The sequence below is a fragment of the Variovorax sp. AB1(2024) genome, assembly GCF_037482385.2.
In the GTDB taxonomy this organism is placed as follows: Bacteria; Pseudomonadota; Gammaproteobacteria; order Burkholderiales; family Burkholderiaceae_C; genus Variovorax.
The window spans coordinates 3,036,028-3,057,341 of sequence record NZ_JBBHKP020000001.1 but is presented as its reverse complement, the minus strand read 5'-3'; the positions used below and the strand labels follow the sequence as shown (position 1 = coordinate 3,057,341).

General features: G+C 68.8%; 23 protein-coding genes and 1 riboswitch. Of the genes, 18 read left to right on the top strand and 5 right to left on the bottom strand.

Annotated elements, in window-relative coordinates:
* The first annotated feature begins 4 nt into the window (after positions 1–4).
* Positions 5–176: riboswitch (FMN riboswitch) on the top strand.
* A gap of 98 nt (positions 177–274) precedes the next feature.
* Genes WIX39_RS14210 through arsC form a run of 3 tightly spaced genes read left to right on the top strand, consistent with a single transcriptional unit; the run spans position 275 to position 1,923 of the window.
* Positions 275–787 (top strand): 6,7-dimethyl-8-ribityllumazine synthase, encoded by a 513-nt coding sequence (locus WIX39_RS14210; protein WP_081266623.1) that lies wholly within the window; start codon positions 275–277, stop codon positions 785–787.
* A 32-nt stretch (positions 788–819) separates the two neighbouring features.
* Positions 820–1,506 (top strand): glutathione S-transferase family protein, encoded by a 687-nt coding sequence (locus tag WIX39_RS14205; protein ID WP_409195255.1) that lies wholly within the window; start codon positions 820–822, stop codon positions 1,504–1,506.
* Between the two features lie 27 nt (positions 1,507–1,533).
* The gene (arsC, locus tag WIX39_RS14200) at positions 1,534–1,923 is read left to right on the top strand and encodes an arsenate reductase (glutaredoxin) (RefSeq protein ID WP_205367017.1); all 390 of its coding nucleotides are present in this window, start codon (positions 1,534–1,536) and stop codon (positions 1,921–1,923) included.
* On the opposite strand, the gene queG is transcribed toward arsC, so the two are convergent.
* Positions 1,920–2,993 carry a tRNA epoxyqueuosine(34) reductase QueG gene (gene queG, locus WIX39_RS14195; protein WP_081266620.1) on the bottom strand — a complete coding sequence of 358 codons (1,074 nt, stop codon included), beginning with the start codon at positions 2,991–2,993 and terminating at the stop codon, positions 1,920–1,922. The genes arsC and queG overlap by 4 nt on opposite strands.
* Between queG and tsaE the strand changes: the two genes are divergently transcribed.
* The 3 genes from tsaE to WIX39_RS14180 all read left to right on the top strand — a co-directional run bounded on the left by tsaE (position 2,979) and on the right by WIX39_RS14180 (position 5,413).
* Positions 2,979–3,485, top strand: a complete 507-nt coding sequence (gene tsaE, locus WIX39_RS14190; RefSeq protein WP_409195254.1) for a tRNA (adenosine(37)-N6)-threonylcarbamoyltransferase complex ATPase subunit type 1 TsaE — start codon at positions 2,979–2,981, stop codon at positions 3,483–3,485. The genes queG and tsaE overlap by 15 nt on opposite strands.
* Positions 3,482–4,972: an N-acetylmuramoyl-L-alanine amidase gene (locus tag WIX39_RS14185; protein WP_106934955.1), complete on the top strand. Its 1,491-nt coding sequence runs from the start codon at positions 3,482–3,484 to the stop codon at positions 4,970–4,972. The genes tsaE and WIX39_RS14185 overlap by 4 nt, the downstream gene beginning before the upstream one ends.
* A gap of 153 nt (positions 4,973–5,125) precedes the next feature.
* A complete protein-coding gene (locus WIX39_RS14180) occupies positions 5,126–5,413 on the top strand; it encodes a glycine zipper domain-containing protein (protein ID WP_081266617.1) in 288 nt (95 codons plus the stop codon).
* Between the two features lie 81 nt (positions 5,414–5,494).
* On the opposite strand, the gene WIX39_RS14175 is transcribed toward WIX39_RS14180, so the two are convergent.
* A complete protein-coding gene (locus WIX39_RS14175) occupies positions 5,495–6,163 on the bottom strand; it encodes a DedA family protein (protein WP_106934956.1) in 669 nt (222 codons plus the stop codon).
* 85 nt (positions 6,164–6,248) lie between these two features.
* Between WIX39_RS14175 and mutL the strand changes: the two genes are divergently transcribed.
* The 4 genes from mutL to WIX39_RS14155 all read left to right on the top strand — a co-directional run bounded on the left by mutL (position 6,249) and on the right by WIX39_RS14155 (position 11,059).
* Positions 6,249–8,120 (top strand): DNA mismatch repair endonuclease MutL, encoded by a 1,872-nt coding sequence (mutL, locus tag WIX39_RS14170; RefSeq protein ID WP_106934957.1) that lies wholly within the window; start codon positions 6,249–6,251, stop codon positions 8,118–8,120.
* 192 nt (positions 8,121–8,312) lie between these two features.
* On the top strand, positions 8,313–9,284 hold the full coding sequence (locus tag WIX39_RS14165) for an alpha/beta hydrolase (protein WP_081266761.1): 972 nt from the start codon (positions 8,313–8,315) through the stop codon (positions 9,282–9,284).
* Positions 9,285–9,365: 81 nt separating this feature from the next.
* Complete coding sequence (miaA, locus tag WIX39_RS14160) at positions 9,366–10,412, top strand: tRNA (adenosine(37)-N6)-dimethylallyltransferase MiaA (RefSeq protein ID WP_409195253.1); 1,047 nt, start codon at positions 9,366–9,368, stop codon at positions 10,410–10,412.
* Complete coding sequence (locus tag WIX39_RS14155) at positions 10,409–11,059, top strand: ABC transporter ATP-binding protein (RefSeq protein WP_081266613.1); 651 nt, start codon at positions 10,409–10,411, stop codon at positions 11,057–11,059. Before miaA ends, WIX39_RS14155 begins: the two co-directional genes overlap by 4 nt.
* 19 nt (positions 11,060–11,078) lie before the next feature.
* Here WIX39_RS14155 and WIX39_RS14150 read toward each other — a convergent pair whose 3' ends face one another.
* Positions 11,079–12,038, bottom strand: coding sequence for a threo-3-hydroxy-L-aspartate ammonia-lyase (locus WIX39_RS14150; RefSeq protein WP_409195252.1), 960 nt, complete (start codon positions 12,036–12,038; stop codon positions 11,079–11,081).
* A 116-nt stretch (positions 12,039–12,154) separates the two neighbouring features.
* On the opposite strand from WIX39_RS14150, the gene WIX39_RS14145 reads away from it, so the two are divergent.
* The 5 genes from WIX39_RS14145 (at position 12,155) to WIX39_RS14125 (ending at position 16,864) form a co-directional block, all read left to right on the top strand.
* Positions 12,155–12,862: a GntR family transcriptional regulator gene (locus WIX39_RS14145; protein ID WP_409195251.1), complete on the top strand. Its 708-nt coding sequence runs from the start codon at positions 12,155–12,157 to the stop codon at positions 12,860–12,862.
* Entirely contained in the window at positions 12,859–13,734 is an 876-nt protein-coding gene (locus tag WIX39_RS14140; RefSeq protein WP_081266610.1) for a phytanoyl-CoA dioxygenase family protein, read from the top strand. Before WIX39_RS14145 ends, WIX39_RS14140 begins: the two co-directional genes overlap by 4 nt.
* A gap of 4 nt (positions 13,735–13,738) precedes the next feature.
* A complete protein-coding gene (locus WIX39_RS14135) occupies positions 13,739–15,100 on the top strand; it encodes an NAD(P)H-dependent oxidoreductase (RefSeq protein WP_081266609.1) in 1,362 nt (453 codons plus the stop codon).
* Positions 15,101–15,263: 163 nt separating this feature from the next.
* Positions 15,264–15,626: a YciI family protein gene (locus tag WIX39_RS14130; protein WP_409195250.1), complete on the top strand. Its 363-nt coding sequence runs from the start codon at positions 15,264–15,266 to the stop codon at positions 15,624–15,626.
* Positions 15,626–16,864 (top strand): RNA polymerase sigma factor, encoded by a 1,239-nt coding sequence (locus WIX39_RS14125; protein ID WP_409196343.1) that lies wholly within the window; start codon positions 15,626–15,628, stop codon positions 16,862–16,864. Before WIX39_RS14130 ends, WIX39_RS14125 begins: the two co-directional genes overlap by 1 nt.
* A 6-nt stretch (positions 16,865–16,870) precedes the next feature.
* On the opposite strand, the gene WIX39_RS14120 is transcribed toward WIX39_RS14125, so the two are convergent.
* Entirely contained in the window at positions 16,871–17,596 is a 726-nt protein-coding gene (locus WIX39_RS14120) for an NUDIX hydrolase (protein WP_409195249.1), read from the bottom strand.
* A gap of 87 nt (positions 17,597–17,683) precedes the next feature.
* Between WIX39_RS14120 and WIX39_RS14115 the strand changes: the two genes are divergently transcribed.
* Genes WIX39_RS14115 through WIX39_RS14105 form a run of 3 tightly spaced genes read left to right on the top strand, consistent with a single transcriptional unit; the run spans position 17,684 to position 19,774 of the window.
* Entirely contained in the window at positions 17,684–18,301 is a 618-nt protein-coding gene (locus tag WIX39_RS14115; RefSeq protein ID WP_409195248.1) for a DUF4291 domain-containing protein, read from the top strand.
* Between the two features lie 13 nt (positions 18,302–18,314).
* The gene (locus tag WIX39_RS14110; RefSeq protein WP_106934967.1) at positions 18,315–18,875 is read left to right on the top strand and encodes an NADAR family protein; all 561 of its coding nucleotides are present in this window, start codon (positions 18,315–18,317) and stop codon (positions 18,873–18,875) included.
* Positions 18,872–19,774, top strand: a complete 903-nt coding sequence (locus tag WIX39_RS14105) for an ADP-ribosylglycohydrolase family protein (protein WP_409195247.1) — start codon at positions 18,872–18,874, stop codon at positions 19,772–19,774. The genes WIX39_RS14110 and WIX39_RS14105 overlap by 4 nt, the downstream gene beginning before the upstream one ends.
* A gap of 13 nt (positions 19,775–19,787) precedes the next feature.
* On the opposite strand, the gene WIX39_RS14100 is transcribed toward WIX39_RS14105, so the two are convergent.
* The gene (locus WIX39_RS14100; protein WP_409195246.1) at positions 19,788–21,236 is read right to left on the bottom strand and encodes a serine hydrolase domain-containing protein; all 1,449 of its coding nucleotides are present in this window, start codon (positions 21,234–21,236) and stop codon (positions 19,788–19,790) included.
* Between the last annotated feature and the right edge of the window lie 78 nt (positions 21,237–21,314).

The following is a 21,314-nucleotide window of genomic DNA, read 5'->3' as shown; positions in this document are numbered from 1 at the left end:
CGGCAAGCGTTCTCAGGGCGGGGTGCAATTCCCCACCGGCGGTAATGGCGGCTTTTTCTCGAAAGGGATGCCGCACAAGCCCGCGAGCGCCTGGCGCCCTCAACGGGTTCCAGGGTCAGCAGATTTCGGTGCGATTCCGAAGCCGACGGTCACAGTCCGGATGAAAGAGAGCGCGAAATGCGGGTCGACCCGCGTGCCCTGCCATGCAGGCGCGCGGGTGGCCCCGTGGTTTCGTGCGCCCTGATTCAGGAAACCTGCTTTCAAGAGGCACACCATGAGTCAGATCAACGACCTTCCCCTCTCCGCCATCACCGCGTCGGGTTCGCCGCGCGGCACGCGCATCGCATTCGTCGAGGCGCAGTGGCATTCCGACATCGTCCACCAGGCGCGCGACGCCTTCCTCGAAGAAATGGCACGGCTCGGCGTGGCGCGCGAGCTCATCGACATCTTCGACGTGCCGGGCGCCTTCGAGATCCCGCTGCATGCCAAGCGGCTGGCCAACTCGGGCAAGTACGCGGCCATCGTCGGCTGTGCGCTGGTGGTGGACGGCGGCATCTACCGCCACGAGTTCGTCGCGAACACGGTGGTCAGCACGCTGATGTCGCTGCAGCTGGAGACCGACGTGCCGATCTTCTCGGCCGTGCTCACGCCGCACCACTTCCATGAGCACGTGGAGCACCGCAAGTATTTCCATCGCCACTTCGCCGTCAAAGGGACTGAAGTGGCCGAGGCCTGCGTCAGGACGCTCGAAGCGCTCAAGCAGGTCGACGCGCTGCTGGCTGCGTGACAACGGCCGCGAGGCTGAAGTAATCTGGGCGGATGAGCTCTTCATCATCCGCCTCGAACGACCGCTACACACTCTACGGCGCGCCCGGCTCCGGTGCCACGCCCATCCATGCGGCGCTGACGCTCATCGGCGCGCAGGTCGACACCGTGGACGTGGCCGCATGGGAGGGAGAAGCTGAGCGCGAACGCGTCTCGGGCGTCAACCCGATGCGCCAAGTGCCCGCGCTGGTGCTGCCTTCTGGCGAGGTGATGACCGAGAGCGCGGCCATCCTGATCTGGCTCGGCGACCGCTACCCGGAAGCCGGCCTCTGCCCCGCGCCCGACAGCCCGCTGCGCGCGCGCTACCTGCGCTGGATGGTCTACCTGCCGGCCGCCATCTATTCGCTGTTCTGGGTGCGCGACGATCCCTCGCGGCTCGTGCCCGACCCCGCCGGCCAGCCCGCGATGCTCGATCGATCGGCCGAGCGCATCGCGCATTGCTGGCACCTGATGGACACGCAGATCGACGAGCCCGCGCCCTACCTGCTCGGCGACAGGCTCGGCATGCTCGACCTGTACGTGACCGTGATGTCGCGCTGGACGCCGCGGCGCGCGCGCTTCTACCGCGAGGCGCCGCGCATGGCGCCGGTGGTGAAGCGCGTGGACGCCGATCCGCGCCTGGCCGGTTTCTGGGCCGAGAGATTTCCGTTCACGCCCGGCTGGGAAACCACGGGAGCGTAGCGCCCTGCTCTTTTCATAATCGACGCCATGACCGCTCGCCCCCCCACCACCGACTATCCGATGACGATCTACCACAAGCCCAACTGCAGCACGTCGCGCAACGTGCTGCAGCTGATCCGCGAAAGCGGCGTGGAGCCCGAGATCGTTCTCTACCTGGAAACCCCGCCGGGCAAGAAGAAGCTGCGCGAGCTGGCCAAGGCCATGGGCCTGGGCGCGCGCGACCTGCTGCGTACCAAGGAAGCGCCCTACGAAGAGCTCGGATTGGCCGACGAGAAACTGAGCGACGACCAGCTATTCGACGCCATCGTGGCGCACCCCATCCTGCTGCAGCGGCCCATCGTGGTGTCGCCGCGCGGCACGTTGATGTGCCGGCCGTGGCAGCGCGTGGAAGAGATCCTGCCCGCGAAGAAAAGCTAGGCGGGCACTTCCTGCCCGAGGCCCCACGCCACGTGCTCGCGCACGAGCTCGCTGGGGTGCTCCGCGCGCGTGGCGAGCGCTTCCTTTGCGCCGTCTTCGCCCGCGCGCACCGCATTGCCCAGCGCCACCGCAATGTTGCGCAACCAGCGCTCATGGCCGATGCGGCGGATCGGGCTGCCTTCGGTGCGGCGCAGGAAGTCGGCCTCGGTCCATGCGAAAAGCTCCGCCAGCGAGCGCCCGGTGAGCCCTTCGCGCGCGTCGAAATCGGGCAGCTCGCTCTTCTTCGCGAACTTGTTCCAGGGGCAGATCAGCTGGCAGTCGTCGCAGCCGTAGATGCGGTTGCCCATCAACGGGCGCAACTCCAGCGGAATGGCGCCGCCGTGCTCGATGGTGAGGTAGGAAATGCAGCGCCGCGCGTCGAGCCTCCGGGGCGCCACGATGGCCTGCGTCGGGCACACGTCGATGCATGCGCTGCAACTGCCGCAATGCGCGGTCACGGGTTCGCTCGGCGGCAGCGCCATATCGACGTAGATCTCGCCCAGGAAGAACATCGAGCCCGCGTCGCGGTCGAGCACCAGCGTGTGCTTGCCGCGCCAGCCCTGCCCGCTGCGCGAGGCCAACTCCGCCTCGAGCACCGGGGCCGAGTCGGTGAAGGCGCGGTGGCCGAAGGGCCCGACCTCTTCGGCGATGCGTTCCGCCAGCTTCGCGAGCCGGTTGCGCAGCACCTTGTGATAGTCCCTGCCCCGCGCATAGACCGACACGATGGCTTCGCCGGGCCGCGTGAGGCGGTCGAACTCGACGGCCTGCCACTCGGGGGCGGTGTCGCGCGGCAGGTAGTTCATGCGCGCGGTGATCACGCTCACCGTGCCCGGCACCAGTTCGGCCGGCCGGGCGCGGCGGGTGCCGTGTGTTGCCATGTATTGCATCTCGCCATGGAACCCATGGGCCAGCCACTGCATCAGACCGTCCTCGGCGCTCGATAAATCGACGCCCGCGATTCCGATTTGGGAGAATCCGAGTTCCCGGGCCAAAGCCTGAATACGAACAACGAGTGGATGGCTGACGATCACTTGCCGATTGTAGAAACGCAAACGAGCACCCGCACCCTGCGCTGGCGCAGCGAAGACGACACCGCCGCTTTCGCGCAGGCGCTCGCCGCATCGCCCGCGTTGCGCGACGCCTTCATCGCGCTGCACGGCGACCTCGGTGCCGGCAAGACGACTTTCGTTCGGCACCTGCTGCGCGCGCTCGGCATCGCGGGGCGCATCAAGAGCCCCACCTACGCGGTGGTCGAGCCGCACGATGCGCCCGACGGCCTGCAGATCTTCCATTTCGACTTCTATCGCTTCGCCGACCCGCGCGAATGGGACGACGCCGGTTTCCGCGACATCTTCGCGGGGCCGGGCCTCAAGCTGGCCGAATGGCCCGACAACGCCGCGGGCCGCACACCAGTTGCCGACCTCGCTATTAAAATAGAAGCAATGACTGACGACACACGCAGCGTGACCCTCCTCGCGAACACCCCTCGCGGCAGCGATCTGCTGGCGCGCATCGCCGCATGAAGGCGGTCGGCCTGAAACGGCGCGTGCTTCTGCAGGGCGGCAGCATCGCGCTGATGCTCGGCGTGCACCAGATCGCGCGCGGCGCGACCATCCTCGCGGTGCGCGTATGGCCCGCCGCCGACTACACCCGCGTGACCATCGAGTCCGACGCGCGCCTCAATTCGCAACAGCTCGTGGTGGGCAGCCCGCCGCGGCTCGCGGTCGACATCGAGGGCATCGACCTCAACCCCGAACTGCGCGAGCTGGTCGGCAAGATCAAGCCGGGCGACCCGTACATCAACGGCCTGCGTGTCGGGCAGAACGCGCCGAAGGTGGTGCGCATCGTGTTCGACCTGAAGCAGGCCGTGGTGCCGCAGGTGTTCTCGCTCGCTCCAGTGGCCGCGTACAAGCACCGCCTTGTGCTCGACCTGTACCCCGAGCAGGCCGTCGACCCGATGGAAGCGCTGATCGCGGAGCGCCTGCGCGACGCGCCCCGCGCACCACAGGGCAGCAACCCGCCCGTGGCCGGCATCGTGCCCTCGAACCCGACCGCGCCGGCGGGCGACCCGCTCGGCGACCTGATGGCGCAGCAGGCCATGCGCCCCGGCCCGCAGACGCCGCCGCCAGCCGTGGTGGCGGGCAACGATCGCCCGCAGGCGCCGGTGATCTCCGCGCCGCCGCCACCTGTGGTGGGCACCGCGCCCGTCAGGCCGTTGGCGCCACCCGCATCGCCACCGCCGGTGGCCGCGCCCCGCGGCGGCACCGCCACGGCGAGCCGCACCGACCGCATCATCATCGTGGCGCTCGATCCCGGCCACGGCGGCGAAGACCCCGGCGCCATCGGCCCCAGCGGCACGCGCGAAAAAGACATCGTGCTGCAGGTTGCGCACCGCCTGCGCGAACGCATCAACGCGGGCAGCGTGAACGGCAGCCCGATGCGCGCGTTTCTCACGCGCGACGCCGACTTCTTCGTGCCGCTGGGCGTGCGCGTGCAGAAGGCCCGGCGCGTGCAGGCCGACCTGTTCGTGAGCATCCATGCCGACGCCTTCACCACGCCCGCCGCGCGCGGTGCCAGCGTGTTCGCGCTGAGCCAGAGCGGTGCGTCGAGCAGCGCCGCGCGCTGGATGGCCAACAAGGAAAACGAAGCAGACAAGGTCGGCGGCGTCAACGTGGGCGGCCATGAGGCGCAGGTGCAGCGCGCCCTGCTCGACATGAGCACGACCGCGCAGATCAACGACAGCCTCAAGCTCGGCGGCGCCATGCTCGGCGAGATCAAGAACATCGGCGCGCGGCTGCACAAGGGGCAGGTCGAGCAGGCCGGCTTCGCGGTGCTGAAGGCGCCAGACATTCCCAGCGTGCTGGTCGAAACCGCCTTCATCAGCAACCCGGAAGAAGAAGCGAACCTGCGCCGCGTCGACTACCAGGAAAGCCTGGCCGATGCGCTGATGCGCGGCATCCAGCGCTACTTTGCACAGAACCCGCCGCTTGCGCGCAGCCGCCAGCTCTGAGCCGCAGGCGGGGCTTTTGTAAAGCCAAAGCATGCCCTGCTGTCCCACGCGGGGCGGCCCGTGACAGCGCACAGGGAGGCGCGGCAGACTCCTACACCGTGCCAAAGCGCAACCTGGACATGATGGCTCATCACTCCTTGAAAGGTGCACATCATGAAGACACGACTCTGGATCGCAGCGGCTGCAGCCACTTCCGTCATGGCTATCGCGGGTTGCGCAAGCGGCCCCAACCAGAACCTCGGAACTGGTGTGGGTGCGGTAGGCGGTGCGCTGGTGGGCAATGCCATCGGCGGCAACACGGCAGCCACCGTCGGCGGTGCAGCCATCGGCGGCATCATCGGCAACCAGGTGGGCCGCAATGCCGACGAACGCAACTACTACAACCAGCAGCGCTACCCGAGCGGCAGCGGCTACTACCCTGGCAACGGCCCGAACTACTGATCAGGTTCAGGCCCAGTGATGAAAAAAAGCGCGCCCTCGTGGCGCGCTTTTCTGTTTCTGCTCGGGTGAATTGATCGCGGATCAGGCCGCGGGCAACTGCGCTGCGCGCGCCTTCTCGGCCTTGGAAGCGCGCCATGCGCCGAAGATGGCGAGCAGGCCCGGAATGAAGATCAGCGCCCAGATGATCTTGTCGAGATGCTGCCGCACGAACGGCAGGTTGCCGAAGAAGTAGCCGGCGGTCGCGATGCCCAGCACCCAGATCAGCGCGCCGGCGACGTTGTATGCCGTGAACTTGCCGCGGTTCATCTCCGCTACGCCGGCAACGAAGGGCGCGAAGGTGCGAATGAAGGGCATGAAGCGCGCGAGCACGATGGTGATGCCGCCATAGCGTTCGTAGAAGCCATGCGCCTGGTCGAAGGCCTTGCGGTTGAAGAATCGCGAACTCTCCCACTGGAACACCTTCGGTCCGAAGTAGCGGCCGATCGAATAGTTGCACTGGTCGCCCAGGATGGCCGCCACAATCAGGATGCCGCACGCCAGCGGATAGCTCATGAGTCCCGCGCCGCACAGCGCGCCGACGATGAACAGCAGCGAGTCGCCGGGCAGGAACGGCATCACCACCGCGCCGGTCTCCACGAACACGATCAGGAAGAGCAGCGCATAGACCCACGGACCGTAGGCGATGACGAACTGCTCGAGGTGCTTGTCGACATGCAGGATGAAGTCGACGAGAAAGCTGATGATTTCCATGGGCGCGGATTATCCTTGCTCAACCCGAACGCCCCCTGAATCACCCCAACATCGGGCAGCGCGGCACGCCTCCTAAAATGGCTCGGTGAGTGCCCTCCCAACCTCTCCCCTTCCCACCGAACGCCGCCCCATCCGGGAACTGCCCGACGAGCTGATCAGCCAGATCGCCGCCGGAGAAGTGGTCGAGCGGCCCGCCTCGGTGGTGCGCGAACTGCTGGACAACGCGCTCGATGCGGGCGCCCGCCAGATCACGGTGCGGCTGGCCTCGGGCGGCGTGCGGCTGATCTCCGTCGAGGACGACGGCATGGGCATTCCGCGCGAAGAACTCACCGTGGCCCTGCGCCGCCATGCCACCAGCAAGATCGCGAGCCTCAACGACCTGGAAACGGTCGGCACGATGGGCTTTCGCGGCGAGGCGCTCGCGGCCATCAACGCGATCGCCGAACTCAGCATCCTTTCGCGCTTTGCCGGCGCCGACACGGCCTTCGCCCTGGACGGCCGCACCGGCGAACTGCGGCCGGTGGCCCGCTCCACCGGCACCACGGTCGAGGTGCGCGAGCTGTTCTTCGCGACCCCCGCGCGCCGCAAGTTCCTGAAGACCGACGCCACGGAACTCGCCCATTGCATCGAGGCGGTGCGCCGCCATGCGCTGGCGCGGCCCGAGGTGGGCTTCTCGATCTGGCACGACGGCAAGCTGGTGGAGCAATGGCGCGCGGCCGAGGTCCGCGAGCAGCGGCTGGCCGATGCGCTGAGCGACGATTTCGTGGCGCAGAGCGTGGCGGTCGACCGCGTCGGCGGTCCGGTGCGCGTGGTCGGCCGTGCCGGCATTCCCGATGCGGCCCGCTCACGCGGCGACCAGCAGTTCTTCTACGTCAACGGCCGCTTCGTGCGCGACAAGGTGCTGTCGCATGCCGTGCGCAGCGCATATGAAGACGTGCTGCACGGCCACCGCCAGCCGATCTACGCGCTCTACCTCGAGATCGATCCGTCGCGGGTCGACGTGAACGTGCATCCCACCAAGATCGAGGTGCGCTTCCGCGACGGGCGCGAGATCCACCAGGCGGTGCGCCATGCCATCGAGGACGCGCTGGCGGCGCCGCGCGCCGGCGACGCCGTGGCCGCATCCGGCCCGCCGCAGCCCTTCTTCAGGCAGACACCGCTGCCACCGAACGCCAGCTGGGCCCAGCCTGCTATCAATTTCGTAGCTCAGGAACGCGGCGCCGGGGATTTCGAAGCGCTGTGGCCCCAGCAGCGCGCCGATCGCTCCGACGACCAGCCACGGACTGAAACAGCCTTTCGTCCGCCGGCCGGACTCGGCCTGTCGGCGGTCGCTCCCGCTGCAGCGCCGGCGCCGACGGCGACCAACGACGAGGCCTGGCCCCTGGGCCGCGCGCTGGCCCAGCTGCAGGGCATCTACATCCTGGCCGAGAACAGCCAGGGCCTGGTGGTGGTCGACATGCACGCGGCGCACGAGCGCATCGTCTACGAGCGGCTCAAGACCCAGCTCGACGGCGCGGCCATCACCAGCCAGCCGCTGCTGATTCCCGCCACCTTCGCGGCCACGCCGCAGGAAGTGGCCACGGCCGAAGCCTGCGCGTCGGTGCTGCCGACGCTGGGGCTGGAGATCACGCCGTTCTCGCCGCGCACGCTTGCGGTGCGCGCGGTACCCGGAACGCTGGCCGACGGCGACCCGGTGGAGCTGGCGCGCAGCGTGCTGGCCGAGCTGGGCCAGCACGACGCAAGCACCGTTGTGCAGCGTGCCCAGAACGAATTGCTCTCCACCATGGCCTGCCACGGCGCCGTTCGGGCCAACCGCAAGCTCACCATCGACGAAATGAACGCACTGTTACGCCAGATGGAAGCGACCGAGCGTTCCGACCAGTGCAACCACGGCCGACCCACCTGGCGGCAGCTATCCATCCGCGAGCTGGATTCGCTGTTCATGCGCGGCCGATAGCCCCGGAAAGCGCCTTTCAGAGGGTTTTCGAGGGGTTCGGGCGGTCATCCGCGTTCCGGGCACGCACGTTGCATAGGCTCCACAAAGCGCCTGCGAGCGTTGTTTCAGGGAGTTAACCGCGGCGCGATGTCGGCACGCCGCGGCCAACGCAGGTGAACTTTTCCGCCGACTTCGCTGTCCCTCAACCTCATGATGAAACGCTGGACCCTCCTCGCGTCAGTCTTTTCGCTTTGCGCCCTGCTGGCGGCGGGTTGCTCGACGCTCGACGAACAGCAGCGCCAGTGGATCTTCCAGCCCAGCGACCGCAGCTGGGGCAATACAGCTTCCATGGCCCAGGGCATGGAAGACGTGTGGATCGACTTCCAGTCCTCCCTTACCGGCGAGCCCGCGCGCCTGCACGGCCTGTGGCTGGGCGGCAAGCCCGAGACGACCGACACGCCCGTGCTCCTGTACCTGCACGGCGCCCGCTACAACGTCGCCGGCTCGGCACCGCGCATCCAGCGCATGCACGAGCTGGGCTTCTCGGTGCTGGCCATCGACTACCGCGGCTTCGGGAAGAGCTCCAAGGGCCTGCCCTCCGAGGAATCGGCCCGCGAAGACGCCCGCGCCGCCTGGACCTGGCTGGCCGCGCGCCATCCCAAGCAACACCGTTACATATTCGGCCATTCGCTCGGCGGCGCCATCGGCATCGACCTGGCGGCCCACGTGAACGACGAGAGCGGCGTGATCGTGGAAAGCACCTTCACCTCGATCGCCGACGTGGTGAGCGGCTTCAAGTGGGGTTGGCTGCCATTCGGCCCCTTCATTACCCAGCGATTCGAGGCAATCAACACGGTCAAGAACATCTCCGCGCCGCTGCTGGTCGTGCATGGCACGGCCGACAGCCTGATCAACCCGACGCTGGGCCGCAAGCTGTATGACGCGGCCACGGTGCCTAAACTCTTCGTGCTGGTCGAGGGCGGCTCGCACCACGACACCAACTCGGTTGGCGAGTCGCAGTACCGCGCGGCGCTGGCGCAACTGTTCCGCATGAAGCCGGAGGCCACGCTCGCCAGCAATGGCGGCCCGGCCCGCCCGACACCCCGGCTCGCACCGCCAGCCAATGCGCCCACCGCGCAAGACGTGCGCGGTGCCGCGCCTGCACCGGTGCCAGCGGCCATCTGAGCGACAGTTCCGTGCAAAGGCGTGCGCGGGCAAGCCCCGCGGCGCCGACGCCCCCGCGCCATTTGCTACCCTCGGCGCATCATGTCTCCCAGCTTCCCCCCGGCCGCCGCGGCCAACGCGGCTGCCTCCCCGGCATCGCCGGGCGCCGCGACCCTTCCCGATTCACCGCGCTATGTCGCACTTGCCGGCCCCACCGCATCCGGCAAGACAGCGGTGGCGCTGGCCATGGCGATGGTCCGCCCGGTGGAGATCGTCAGCGTCGATTCGGCGCTGGTCTACCGCGGCATGGACATCGGCACCGCCAAGCCCACCGCCGTAGAGCGCGCCGCCGTGCCGCACCACCTGATCGACATCCTCGATCCGCATGAAAGCTACAGCGCCGCCGCCTTCGTGGCCGACGCCACGCGGCTCATCGGCGAGATCCGCGCGCGCGGCGCGCTGCCGCTGCTGGTGGGCGGCACCATGCTGTATTTCAAGGCGCTGTTCGACGGCATCGACGCCATGCCGGCAGCCGATGCCGCCGTGCGCGCGCGCATCGACGCCGAGGCGGCCGCGCTCGGCTGGCCCGCCATGCACGCACGGCTCGCGCAGGTCGACCCGGTCACGGCCGCGCGGCTCGCTCCGCAGGACAGCCAGCGCATCCAGCGCGCGCTCGAGGTGTGGGAAAGCAGCGGGCAGCCGCTGTCGAGCTTTCATGCGAGCGACAACAAGACTGCCAGGCCCGTCGAAGGCGGCGTGCTGTTCTCGCTCGAGCCCGCCGACCGCGCGTGGCTGCACAAGCGCATTGCCGAGCGCTTCGACGCGATGCTGGCGGCCGGCTTTCTCGACGAGGTCAAGGCGCTGCGCGCGCGCGGCGACCTCTCGACAGACCTGCCCTCGATGCGCTGCGTCGGCTACCGCCAGGCTTGGGAAACGCTCGACGCGTGCGGCACGTCGCAACCCGACGCCCGGGCCATGGCCGACCTGCGCGAACGCGGCATCGCCGCCACGCGCCAGCTCGCGAAGCGGCAGGTCACCTGGCTGCGCAGCATGCCGCAGCGCACCGTGATTGCCTGCGACGCACCCTACGCGGTGCAGAACGCCGTTCAACTGATTGCAAAGGCCATGAGCCCCAAGAGCCCCGGATGACGCTGCGCATTTCCAACCTCGGCAAGCACTACGGTGAATCGCCCGTCTTCGAGAACGTGACACTCGCCGTCGAGCCCGGCGAATTCGTCGCCATCGTCGGCGAATCGGGCGTCGGCAAATCGACCTTGCTCAACTGCATGGCCGGCCTCGACAGCTGGGACCAGGGCACGGTCACGCACGACGGTACCGACATCGGCGCGCTCGACGGCGAAGCCTGTGCGCTCTGGCGCCGCCGCCACGTGGGTTTCGTGTTCCAGGCCTTCCATGTGCTGCCGCACTTGGACGTGGCGCAGAACGTGTCGCTGCCGCTGATGCTGCTGGGCCAGCAGCGCGACGACGGCCGCGTGGCGCACATGCTCGAAGCAGTCGGCCTGCCCGGCATGGGCGCGCGGCTGCCGCAGACGCTGTCGGGGGGCCAGCTGCAGCGCGTGGCCATCGCCCGCGCGCTGGTGCACCGCCCCGCCCTGCTGCTGGCCGACGAGCCCACGGGCAACCTCGATCCGGCCACCGCCGCCAAGGTGATGGAACTGCTGATCGGCCAGACGCGCGAGCATGGTGCGTCGCTGGTGCTGGTCACTCACTCCGAGAGCGCGGCGGCCCGTGCGGACCGCCTGCTGCATCTCACGGCCAGCGGCATCCGCGCCTGACGAGCCCTTCTGCAGCAGATCAAGGCGCGATGAAAGTCGCGTAGCGCGACAGGTCGACGTTGCCGCCGCTGATCACGATGCCCACGCGCTGGCCGGCGATGGCCTTGCCCGCCGCAATGGCGCCAGCAAAGGCGAGGCAGCCAGTCGGCTCCACCACCATCTTCATGCGCTCGGCGAAGAAGCGCATGGCGTCGACGAGCTGCGCGTCGGTCACGGTGAAGATGTCGTCCACGTCGCGGCGGATGATGCCGAAGGTGTACTCGCCCAGATGCTGCGTCTGCGCGCCGTCTGCGATGGTCTTTGGCGTTTCGATGTGCACGATCCTGCCCGCGCGGAACGACTGCTGGCCGTCGTTGCCTGCCTCGGGTTCGACGCCGTATACCTTGCAGTTCGGCGCGAGTGCGCGCGCCGACAGCGCGGAGCCCGACAGCAGCCCGCCGCCGCCGAGGCACACGAACAGATGGTCGAGCGGACCGATCTCCTCGATCAGTTCCTTCACCGCCGTGCCCTGGCCGGTGAGCACGTCGGGGTGGTCGTAGGGCGGAATCATCGTCATGCCGCGCTCCTGCGCGAGCCGTTTGGTCAGTGCCTCGCGGTCTTCGGTGAAGCGGTCGTACATCACCACTTCGGCGCCGTAGCCTTGCGTGGCCGCGACCTTGGCGGCGGGCGCGTCCTTGGGCATCACGATCACGGCGGGCATCGACAGCAGGCGGGCCGACAGCGCGATGGCCTGCGCATGGTTGCCCGACGAGAAGGCGATCACGCCGCCCTTGCGCTGCGCCGCGTCGAACCTGGACAGCGCATTGAACGCGCCACGGAACTTGAAGGCGCCCATGCGCTGGAAGTTCTCGCACTTGAAGAAGAAGCTCGCGCCCCAGCGCTCGTCGGCGGTGGTCGAGCGCAGTACGGGCGTGCGATGGGCGTGGCCCTCGAGCCGCTGGGCAGCGGCAATGACGTCGTCGAAGGTCGGTAGTTGCATGCGCCGAGCTTAGCGGCGCCTCGCAATCTTTTGCAGCCCCGATGGGTAAAAACCCGGGATGCGCGGCCGCCCTGAAGTTTGTACTCTGTATACAGAGTTCAGATCTGGAGCATGCCATGCCAGCCCAGCTCGTCAGCATCGAAGCCGCCCCCGACCTCGTCGACCAGGTCTACCGCGCCCTGCTCGGCGCCATCAGCAGCGGCACGCTCGCGCCGGGCGAGCGCATCACGCAGGAAGACATCGCGCAGCGCCTGTCGGTGTCGCGCCAGCCGGTGCTGCAGGCGCTGCGGCTGCTGAAGAAAGACGGCTTCGTGCTCGATGCGCCGGGCCGTGGCGTGCTGGTCGCGCCGCTGGAGGCCGAGGCGATGCGCAAGGTCTACCAGGTGCGCGGCGCGCTCGATGCGCTGGCCGCGCGGCTCGCGGCGCAGCAGCGCTTTCGCATTGATCCGAAGCTCATCGAGCGCGGCCGTCGCGCGGCGCGCGGGCGCAACGTGGAAGCCATGCTCGATGCCGACGTGGCCTTCCACCAGGCCATCTACGAGGCCTCGGGCAACCCGCTGATCGGCCAGAGCGCCGATCCGCACTGGCGCCACCTGCGCCGCGCAATGGGCGCGGTGCTGCAGGCCGAGCCGCAGCGCGAATCGCTGTGGGACGAGCACGAGGCGATTGCCGCGGCCATCGCCGCCGGCAACGCCGACCGTGCCGCGCGCCTGAGCGAAGAACATGTCTCGCGGGCCAGCGAGGCACTGAGCGAGCGGCTCGCGCAGCAACAGGCGCGCGCCGCATCCATGACCCCACCGACCAGAAAAGGAGACAAGGCATGAAGCTGACCCCGGAGCAACGCGCGCAGTTCGAGCGCGACGGCTATCTGTTCTTCCCCGGCCATTTCTCTGCCGAAGAGACGAAGGTGCTGACCGACGCGGTGCCGGACCTCTACAGCAGGCGCGAGGCCTTCAACGTGCGCGAGAAAGGCTCCGACGCGGTTCGCACGAACTTTGCCGCGCACCTCATCAGCGAGCCCTTCGCGCGGCTGGCGCGCCACCCGCGCATGGTGGGCCCGGTGACCGACCTGTTCGAAGAAGAGGTCTACATGCACCAGTTCAAGATCAACGGCAAAATGGCGTTCGAAGGCGACGTGTGGCAGTGGCACCAGGACTACGGCACCTGGCTCAACGACGACCTGATGCCCACCGAGCGCGCGATGAACGTCGCGATCTTCCTGGACGACGTGAACGAGCACAACGGCCCGCTGATGTTCATACCGGGCAGCCACCGCAAGGGCGTGGTCGATGCGAAGCATGACCTGACCACCACCAGCTACCCGCTGTGGACGGTCGACAACGACCTGATCCGCCAGCTGGTCGACCGTGCCGGCGGCAAGCGCGGCGGCATCGTCTCGCCGAAGGGGCCGGCGGGCTCGATGATTCTTTTCCACAGTTGCCTGGTGCATGCCTCTGGCAGCAATCTGTCGCCCTTCAACCGCGTGGCGGTGTACCTGAGCCTGTGCGCGGTCAGCAACCACATCCGGCGCCACAAGCGGCCCGAGTACATCGCGCACCGCGACTTCACGCCCATCGAGATGCTGCCCGACGACTGCCTGTTGAAGCCCTATCCGGTGGAGGTGCCATGGAAGAACGGCCTGCCCGAGAGCGCGCTGCGCACCTCGCTGGACGTGCTCGACACTGCGGAGGCCTGACCCCATGAGCCTGCACAACCGCCTGCAGCAGCGCGCCGCCGAAGGCCGCCCCGTGCGCATCGGCCTCATAGGGGCCGGCAAGTTCGGCGCCATGTACCTCGCGCAGATTCCGCGCACGCCCGGCGTGCAACTGGTGGCGATTGCCGACCTCTCGCCGGACGCGGCCCGCGTCAACCTGGAGCGCGTGGGCTGGCAGCGCGAACGTGCCGCGGCCGCGTCCGTGCAGGAAGCGCTGAAGCACGGCACCACCTGGATCACCGACGACTGGCAGGCAGTGACGCGCGAGCCGTCCATCGACATCGTGGTCGAGTGCACCGGCAACCCCATCGCGGCGGTAGACCACTGCCTGGACGCCTTCGCGCACGGCAAGCACGTGGTGAACGTGACCGTGGAGGCCGACGCCTTCTGCGGCCCGCTGCTCGCACGCAGGGCGCAGCAGGCCGGCGTGGTCTATTCGCTGGCCTTCGGCGACCAGCCGGCGCTGATCTGCGACCTGGTCGACTGGGCCCGCACCTGCGGCTTTCCGGTGGTGGCTGCCGGGCGCGGCCACAAGTGGCTGCCGCACTTCACCGAATCGACGCCCGAGACGGTGTGGGGCAACTACGGCCTCACGCCCGAGCAGGCGAAGCGCGGCGGGCTCAACCCGAAGATGTTCAACAGCTTTCTCGACGGCTCCAAGCCATCCATCGAAAGCTCGGCGGTGGCCAACGCCACCGGCCTCACGGTGCCTTCCGACGGCCTGCTCTATCCGCCCGCGAGCGTGGAAGACATTCCCTTCGTCACGCGGCCCAGGAGCGAAGGCGGCGTGCTCGAGCGCAAGGGCATGGTGGAGGTGGTCTCATCGCTGGAGGCCGACGGGCGCAAGATCCCCTACGACATCCGCATGGGCGTGTGGGTCACGGTCGAGGCCGAGACCGAGTACATCAAGAACTGCTTCGAGGAGTACAACGCCCACACCGACCCGAGCGGGCGCTACTTCACGCTGTACAAGCGCTGGCACCTGATTGGCCTGGAGGTGGGCATGTCGGTGGCCAGCGTGGCGCTGCGCGGCGAGCCCACCGGTGCCGCCACCTGCTGGAACGCCGACGTGGTGGCCACCGCCAAGCGCGACCTCGCGGTGGGCGAGGTGCTCGACGGCGAAGGCGGCTACACGGTCTGGGGCAAGCTGCTGCCGGCTGACCGCTCGCTGCGCATGGGCGGCCTGCCGCTCGGGCTGGCGCACGGCATCCGCCTGCTGCGTCCGGTGAAGAAGGGCCAGAGCCTGAGCTGGGCCGACGTCGCCATCGACACTTCGACCGCCGCGTACAAGCTTCGCGGCGAAATGGAAGGCATGTTCGCACCGGCGGTGGAAGCGCGGGTGGCGTGAGCGCCCAGCGCGGGTGAATGCGAAATGCTGCATTGCACCCGCGCGCCATAACGGAAAAAATATTTGCCCCGGCGCGCCACGGCGTGTCGAAATGGCCGCACGCGGGCCGTCATTGTGGTGAGCGATCCTGCTCTGCACAGCTTTTCCATGACGGAGAGACACCATGCAATACATGTTGATGTTCTACCAACCCGCGGCCGAATTCGAACAACGCAACGACGCCTCCTCCCAGGCCTACCGCGCCAGCTGGGTCGCCTATGCCGACGCGGTGCGCCAGGCCGGCATCTCGCTCGGCGGCCACGGCCTGTTCCCGCCCATGACCGGCACCACCCTGCGCGTGCGCGGCGACAAGCACCAGGTGCAGGACGGCCCCTTCGCCGACACCAAGGAGCAGCTCGGCGGCTACTTCGTGATCGACGTGCCCGACCTCGACGCGGCGCTCGAATGGGCGGCGCGAGCGCCGTGCGCGACCAGCGGCGGCGTCGAAGTGAGGCCCGTGTTCGTGGCCACCGCCGTCGCCGCATGATGAAAGACCCGGTGGCTCACCAGGCCGCCGAACGTGCGGCGCGCGATTCATACGGGCGGCTGCTGGCCATCCTGTCGGCCCGCACGCACGACATCGCCGCGTCGGAAGACGCTCTGGCGGACGCTTTCGCGCGTGCGCTCGAGCGCTGGCCGGCCGACGGCATCCCTGCCCGGCCCGACGCCTGGCTGCTGAGCGTCGCGTGGCACCGCAAGCTCGACGCCTGGCGCCACACCCGCGTGCAGGACGAGGCCACGCAGGCGCTGATGCTGCTGGCGGGCGAGGTTGACGACATCGACAGCGCCAACGACGGCGCGGCCGTGCCCGACGAGCGGCTGCGCCTGCTCTTCGTCTGCGCGCACCCGGCCATCGACGCGCCGGCGCGCGCGCCGCTGATGCTGCAGACCGTGCTCGGCCTGGACGCGGCGCGCATGGCCGGCGCCTTCCTGACATCGCCTTCTACTCTCGGCCAGCGCCTGGTGCGCGCCAAGGCACGCATTCGCGCCGCCGGCATTCCCTTCGAATACCCGCAGGCGCGCGAACTGCCGCAGCGGCTGCAGGACGTGCTCGACGGCATCTACGCCGCCTACGGCACAGGCTGGGACGACGTGGACGGCGCCGATGCCATTCCGCGCAACCTCACGGCCGAGGCCATCGACCTAGCCCGCATCCTGTGCAAGCTGATGCCGCGCGAACCCGAGCCGCTGGGCCTGCTCGCGCTCATGCTGTTCTGCGAGGCGCGCACCGCCGCGCGCCGCAACGATGCCGGTGCGTACGTGCCGCTCGACCAGCAGGACATCACGCGCTGGAACCACGAGTTGCTGGCCGAGGCCGAGCACCATTTGCGGCAGGCCTCGTCGATGCAGTCGCTGGGTGCCTACCAGCTGGAGGCGGCCATCCAATCGGCGCATTGCGAACGCCGCGCCGGCGCGCCCGTGCCGCCCGAAACCCTGGTGTCGCTGTACCAAGGCCTTCTGGCCTTGCGCCCCAGCATCGGCGCGCAGGTCAGCCTTGCCTGCGCGCTCGCCAATGCGCGCGGACCGGAGACGGGTTTGCAGGCGCTCGATGCGATTCCCGCGGGCGACGTCACCAACTACCAGCCGTTCTGGGCCGCGCGTGCCCATCTGCTGGCTGCCGGGGGCGCACGCGCGGCGGCGCGGCAGGCATACGACCGGGCCATCGGCCTGAGCACCAGCGCGGTGGTGCGGGCCTATCTCAATGCGATGTCGCAGCGGCTCTGAGCGGCCCTACTTCGTGCTGTTGAAGGTGCGCGGAAACAATGCCGCCTGCGAGCGATCGCGCAGCCGGTAGCTCATGGCCGGCCGGCCCAGGCTGCCCGTGACCATGCCGGCCTCTTCCATGAACCCGCCGTCGAGCATGCGCTTGCGGAACGCGCTCTTGTCGACGTCGCGGCCCAACACCACTTCGTAGACGCGCTGCAGCGCGGGCAGCGTGAAAGGCTCTTCGAGCAGGAAGGCCGGCAGCGAGGTGTATTCGACCTTGCCGCGCAGCCGGGCGACGGTCGCCTCGAGCAGCTCGCCGTGATCGAAGGCCAGCCGCTTGCGCGAAGCGGCACCGACCTCGAACCACGTCACATCCGACGCGTTGGCGCCGCTGCGCAATTGCATGGCCTGCGCAGGAACCAGCGCATAGAAGCAGTGCGTGGCCGACCAGCCGCGCGGGTCGCGCTGCGCACCGCCCCAGCTGCCGAGCTGCTCGAGGTAGGGCGTGACCACGCCGGTCTTCTCGCGCAGCTTGCGCAGGGCGCAGTCGAGCAGCGTGGCGTCTTCGTCGACGTTCACGAAGCCGCCCGGCAGCGCCCACCTGCCGGGAAAAGGCTCGTCGCTGTCGGCTGGCCGCTTCACCAGCAGGACCTGCAGGGCGTCGTCGAGCACGGTGAACATCACCACGTCGACCGTGACCAGCGGGCGGGGAAAAGTCAGCGGCGGGAAGTTCGGCTTGGGTGTGTTCACGGGAAAGGCTTGACGCCGGATTTGTTAGTTGTACTATACAACCCTCAATTAGTTGCACAGAGCAACTCCGAAAGAAGAAAAGAAAAAATGAACACTGCTGTCACACCCCTTCCCACGGAGCCGCACATCGCGCAGCGCGCGCGCTGGCCGCAGAGCGGGCAACACATCCTCGCCCACCACGACACCGAATCCGTCATCGTCTACCAGGCCTACCGCTCTGCCATCGGCGAATACGCGATACGGTATGGCCGGCTCGACGGTCCGGACTTCAGCCTTTCGCGCATGAGCTGGATCAAGCCCAACTTCCTCTGGATGATGTACCGCAGCGGCTGGGGCACCAAGGAAGGCCAGGAGGTTACGCTAGGCCTGAGGCTGCGCCGCGCGTTCTTCGACCGCGTGGTGCGCGAGGCGGTGCCGTCGACCTTCGACGCGCGCTACCCGAGCCGCGAGTCATGGCAGGAGGCCGTCGGCCGGTCCGAAGTGCGCCTGCAATGGGACCCCGATCACTCGCCCAGCGGCCACAAGCTGGAGCGCCGCGCCATCCAGTTGGGGTTGCGAGGCCACACGCTGGCCGCGTTCGCGCACGAGGAACTGCTGGAAGTCATCGATATGCGCTCCTTCGTGGAAGCGCAGCGCCCGCTGGCGCAAAACGACAATCCCGACCTGCAACTGCCGGTGGAGCATCCGCTAGTCGTCGGCGCCTGAGGAGAAAAGAAAAATGACCACGACACCCCGCAGCCCTCGAGACCTGCCCGCGTACTTCGCACAGGGCCACCGCCCCGAATATCTGCTGTTCTGGGGCCACCAGGCACCGAAGATCGGCGTCGACAAGAGCTGCTTCAGCCAATGGTTCGAGGCGGAGTTCATCGTCGACGGCATCCGCTATCGCACCGCCGAGCATTTCATGATGGCGGGCAAGGCGCGCCTGTTCGGCGACGCCGAGACCTGCGAACGCATCCTCGCGGCGCGCACGCCCGCCGAAGCCAAGAAGCTGGGCCGCGAGATCCGCAACTTCGACGAAGCCGCATGGGTGGCCGCTCGCCTGGACATCGTGACGCGCGGCAACATCGCCAAGTTCGCGCAGAACCCGGCGCTCGGTGCCTTCCTGCTGGGCACGGGCCATCAGGTGCTGGTGGAAGCCAGCCCGGTCGATCCCATCTGGGGCATCGGACGCGCCGCGACCGACCCCGCGGCGCAAGACCCGCGCGAATGGAAGGGCCTCAACCTGCTGGGCTTTGCCTTGATGGCCGCGCGCGATGCTTTGAGGCAGACGCCATGAACAACGGCATCGACCGCTACCGCGGCTGCCTGCTCGGCCTGGCCTGCGGCGACGCCGTGGGCACCACGGTCGAGTTCCGCGCGCGCGGCAGCTTCACGCCCGTGACGGGCATGCAGGGTGGCGGCCCGTTCGGGCTAGTTGCCGGCGAATGGACCGACGACACCTCGATGGCGTTGTGCCTGGCCGCGAGCCTGATCCACTGCAAGGGCTTCGATGCTGCCGACCAGATGAACCGCTACTGCAACTGGCGCAGCGTGGGCTACATGAGCAGCACCGGCAACTGCTTCGACATCGGCCTCACGGTGTCGGGCGCCCTCACCCGCTATCTCGCGTCCGGCGATCCGTTCGCGGGCGACCCCGATCCGCGCACGGCCGGCAACGGCGCCTTGATGCGGCTCGCACCGGTGCCGATGTTCTACGCGGCCAGCGCGCAGGCCACCTGGAAGCAGGCCGGAAAAAGCACGCGCACCACGCACGGCGCCCTGGAGGCCATCGAATGCTCGCAGCTCTTCGCGCTGCAGTTGCGCTCGGCATTGCGCGGTGAAAGCAAGGAAGCGATTCTTTCGACAAAGCCGCTGACGCCCCTGAGCGACAAGGTCATGGCGCTCGCGCGCGGCGACTACGCATCGAAGCCCATCGAGCGCATCAAGGGATCGGGCTACTGCGTCGAGTCGCTCGAAGCGGCGCTCTGGTGCTTCGCGCACACGCGGTCGTTCGAGGAAGCCGTGCTCGCCGCCACCAACCTGGGCGACGACGCCGACACCACCGCGGCAATCTGCGGCCAGCTGGCGGGTGCCTTCTACGGCGCCAGCGCCATTCCGGCTGACTGGCTACGCCCGCTGGTGATGCGAGAAGAGATCGAGCAGATGGCAGACCAGCTTCTGGCGCTGGCCGGCTGAGCGGCCCGCGCGGTCACTGCTGCAACGGCACCGCCGCCGCAGCGCCCTCGCGACGCGCATCGAGCTGGCTGCCCCCTTGCGTCAGCGACACGGCGACCACCGCGTTCGCCGCGTCGCGCCGGAACACGAACTGCGCGCCGATGCCCACCACGGCAAAGCGATCGGCGCCCGTGGGCGTCAGCGCGTTGTAGCCGCGCCCCGTCTCGCGCACCAGCAGCTTCGCGCCGCGCACGGTGAAGCTCAGCGCCTTGGCCTTGCTGATGCGGAACTCGCCCTTGTAGTCGTCCAGCCGCTGCGGGTCGAGCGGCACCTCGGCCGTCGGCACCGGGTAGCGGCTCTTGCCGATGGCCAGCATCACCGGCTGCAGCGGCGCGCGCGCGTTGCTGCCGAGCACGACGATCGCCTCGTTGGTGTCGGGCGCGATCAGCCAGAGCGTGCGGTAGCCCTCGGTGAGGCCGGCGTGCCAGTAGGTGCGGCGGCCTCCCTCGGGGCCGCGCACCATCACCGCGTAGCCGATCTCGGCGCCCTCGTAGCGCGCCAGCGGCGTGAGCATGCGCGCGGCGGCAGGCCCCAGCGGGCCGCCGGCGCCCGCGATGATGGCGCGGCTGAAGGTCATCATGTCGGCGGCGGTGGAGCGCAGCGCGCTGGCCGGCGCATAGGCCTGCATGTCGAACAGCGGCTGGCGGCGGTCGCCGGCAAAGGCCGGCGCCATGCGCGAAGCCTTGTCGCCCAGCGTGATGACGGTGTCGTTCATGCCCAGCGGCTCGGTGATGCGCGCGCGCACCAGTTCGCCCCACGAGGTGCCGTAGTGCTCCGCCAGCAACTGGCCGAGCAGCGCCATGCCGAAGTTGCTGTACGCGCCCTCGCAGGGGGGCGCCGCGGCCGTGAGCTTGATGCGCGTGAGCGCGGCCCAGAACATCGGCTTGTCGAAGCTGCGGAACTGCTCCGCCAGCGGCGCGCCGCCGCTCACGCCGTCGGCCATCACGGGCATGCAGCCGGTGTGGGTGACCAACTGGCGCAGCGTGACCGAGGCCACGGCGGCCGACAGCCCTTCCACCTTGCCCGCGAGCAGCTTGCCCACGGTGTCGTCGAGCTTGAGGTCGCCGCGCTCCACCGCCTGCGCCAGCAGCAGGCCGGTGAAGACCTTGGTGACGGAGCCGATCTCGAACATCGGCTGCTCCGCGCTGTTGGGCTCGATGGGGCGCGGCGGCGACGGCGGCTCGGGGTTGTAGGCCGCGCCGTAGGCGGGCTTGCCGTTGCGCAACGTGCCGACCACCAGCGTGCCGCGCTCCGCGCCGAGCGCGGCCTTGGCGATGAAGGCCGGGTCGCTGGCCAGCGTCAGCGGCTGCGGCTGCGCGGCGGCTGTGCCGGCCAGCAGCGGTGCGAGGAGCCAGGCCGCGAGCCAGCGGCAGGGACTGGCGCGGGTCGTGGCGCGGATCGTGGCGCGGGGCAACAGCCGCATCGTGAGATTCCTCAGCTTCGTCGAAGAGGTGCCATCGTGCCACGCCTGTGTAACAACGTGCGCGCCGCGACAATCGGC

What these genes read in the sequence shown, in the direction of transcription:
- WIX39_RS14210 (WP_081266623.1), top strand. Translation starts at nt 275, where the DNA reads ATGAGTCAGATCAACGACCTTCCCCTCTCCGCCATCACCGCGTCGGGT.
- WIX39_RS14205 (WP_409195255.1), top strand. Translation starts at nt 820, where the DNA reads ATGAGCTCTTCATCATCCGCCTCGAACGACCGCTACACACTCTACGGC.
- arsC (WP_205367017.1), top strand. Translation starts at nt 1,534, where the DNA reads ATGACCGCTCGCCCCCCCACCACCGACTATCCGATGACGATCTACCAC.
- tsaE (WP_409195254.1), top strand. Translation starts at nt 2,979, where the DNA reads ATGGCTGACGATCACTTGCCGATTGTAGAAACGCAAACGAGCACCCGC.
- WIX39_RS14185 (WP_106934955.1), top strand. Translation starts at nt 3,482, where the DNA reads ATGAAGGCGGTCGGCCTGAAACGGCGCGTGCTTCTGCAGGGCGGCAGC.
- WIX39_RS14180 (WP_081266617.1), top strand. Translation starts at nt 5,126, where the DNA reads ATGAAGACACGACTCTGGATCGCAGCGGCTGCAGCCACTTCCGTCATG.
- WIX39_RS14175 (WP_106934956.1), bottom strand. Translation starts at nt 6,163, where the DNA reads ATGGAAATCATCAGCTTTCTCGTCGACTTCATCCTGCATGTCGACAAG.
- WIX39_RS14165 (WP_081266761.1), top strand. Translation starts at nt 8,313, where the DNA reads ATGAAACGCTGGACCCTCCTCGCGTCAGTCTTTTCGCTTTGCGCCCTG.
- miaA (WP_409195253.1), top strand. Translation starts at nt 9,366, where the DNA reads ATGTCTCCCAGCTTCCCCCCGGCCGCCGCGGCCAACGCGGCTGCCTCC.
- WIX39_RS14155 (WP_081266613.1), top strand. Translation starts at nt 10,409, where the DNA reads ATGACGCTGCGCATTTCCAACCTCGGCAAGCACTACGGTGAATCGCCC.
- WIX39_RS14150 (WP_409195252.1), bottom strand. Translation starts at nt 12,038, where the DNA reads ATGCAACTACCGACCTTCGACGACGTCATTGCCGCTGCCCAGCGGCTC.
- WIX39_RS14145 (WP_409195251.1), top strand. Translation starts at nt 12,155, where the DNA reads ATGCCAGCCCAGCTCGTCAGCATCGAAGCCGCCCCCGACCTCGTCGAC.
- WIX39_RS14140 (WP_081266610.1), top strand. Translation starts at nt 12,859, where the DNA reads ATGAAGCTGACCCCGGAGCAACGCGCGCAGTTCGAGCGCGACGGCTAT.
- WIX39_RS14135 (WP_081266609.1), top strand. Translation starts at nt 13,739, where the DNA reads ATGAGCCTGCACAACCGCCTGCAGCAGCGCGCCGCCGAAGGCCGCCCC.
- WIX39_RS14130 (WP_409195250.1), top strand. Translation starts at nt 15,264, where the DNA reads ATGCAATACATGTTGATGTTCTACCAACCCGCGGCCGAATTCGAACAA.
- WIX39_RS14125 (WP_409196343.1), top strand. Translation starts at nt 15,626, where the DNA reads ATGAAAGACCCGGTGGCTCACCAGGCCGCCGAACGTGCGGCGCGCGAT.
- WIX39_RS14115 (WP_409195248.1), top strand. Translation starts at nt 17,684, where the DNA reads ATGAACACTGCTGTCACACCCCTTCCCACGGAGCCGCACATCGCGCAG.
- WIX39_RS14110 (WP_106934967.1), top strand. Translation starts at nt 18,315, where the DNA reads ATGACCACGACACCCCGCAGCCCTCGAGACCTGCCCGCGTACTTCGCA.
- WIX39_RS14105 (WP_409195247.1), top strand. Translation starts at nt 18,872, where the DNA reads ATGAACAACGGCATCGACCGCTACCGCGGCTGCCTGCTCGGCCTGGCC.
- WIX39_RS14100 (WP_409195246.1), bottom strand. Translation starts at nt 21,236, where the DNA reads ATGCGGCTGTTGCCCCGCGCCACGATCCGCGCCACGACCCGCGCCAGT.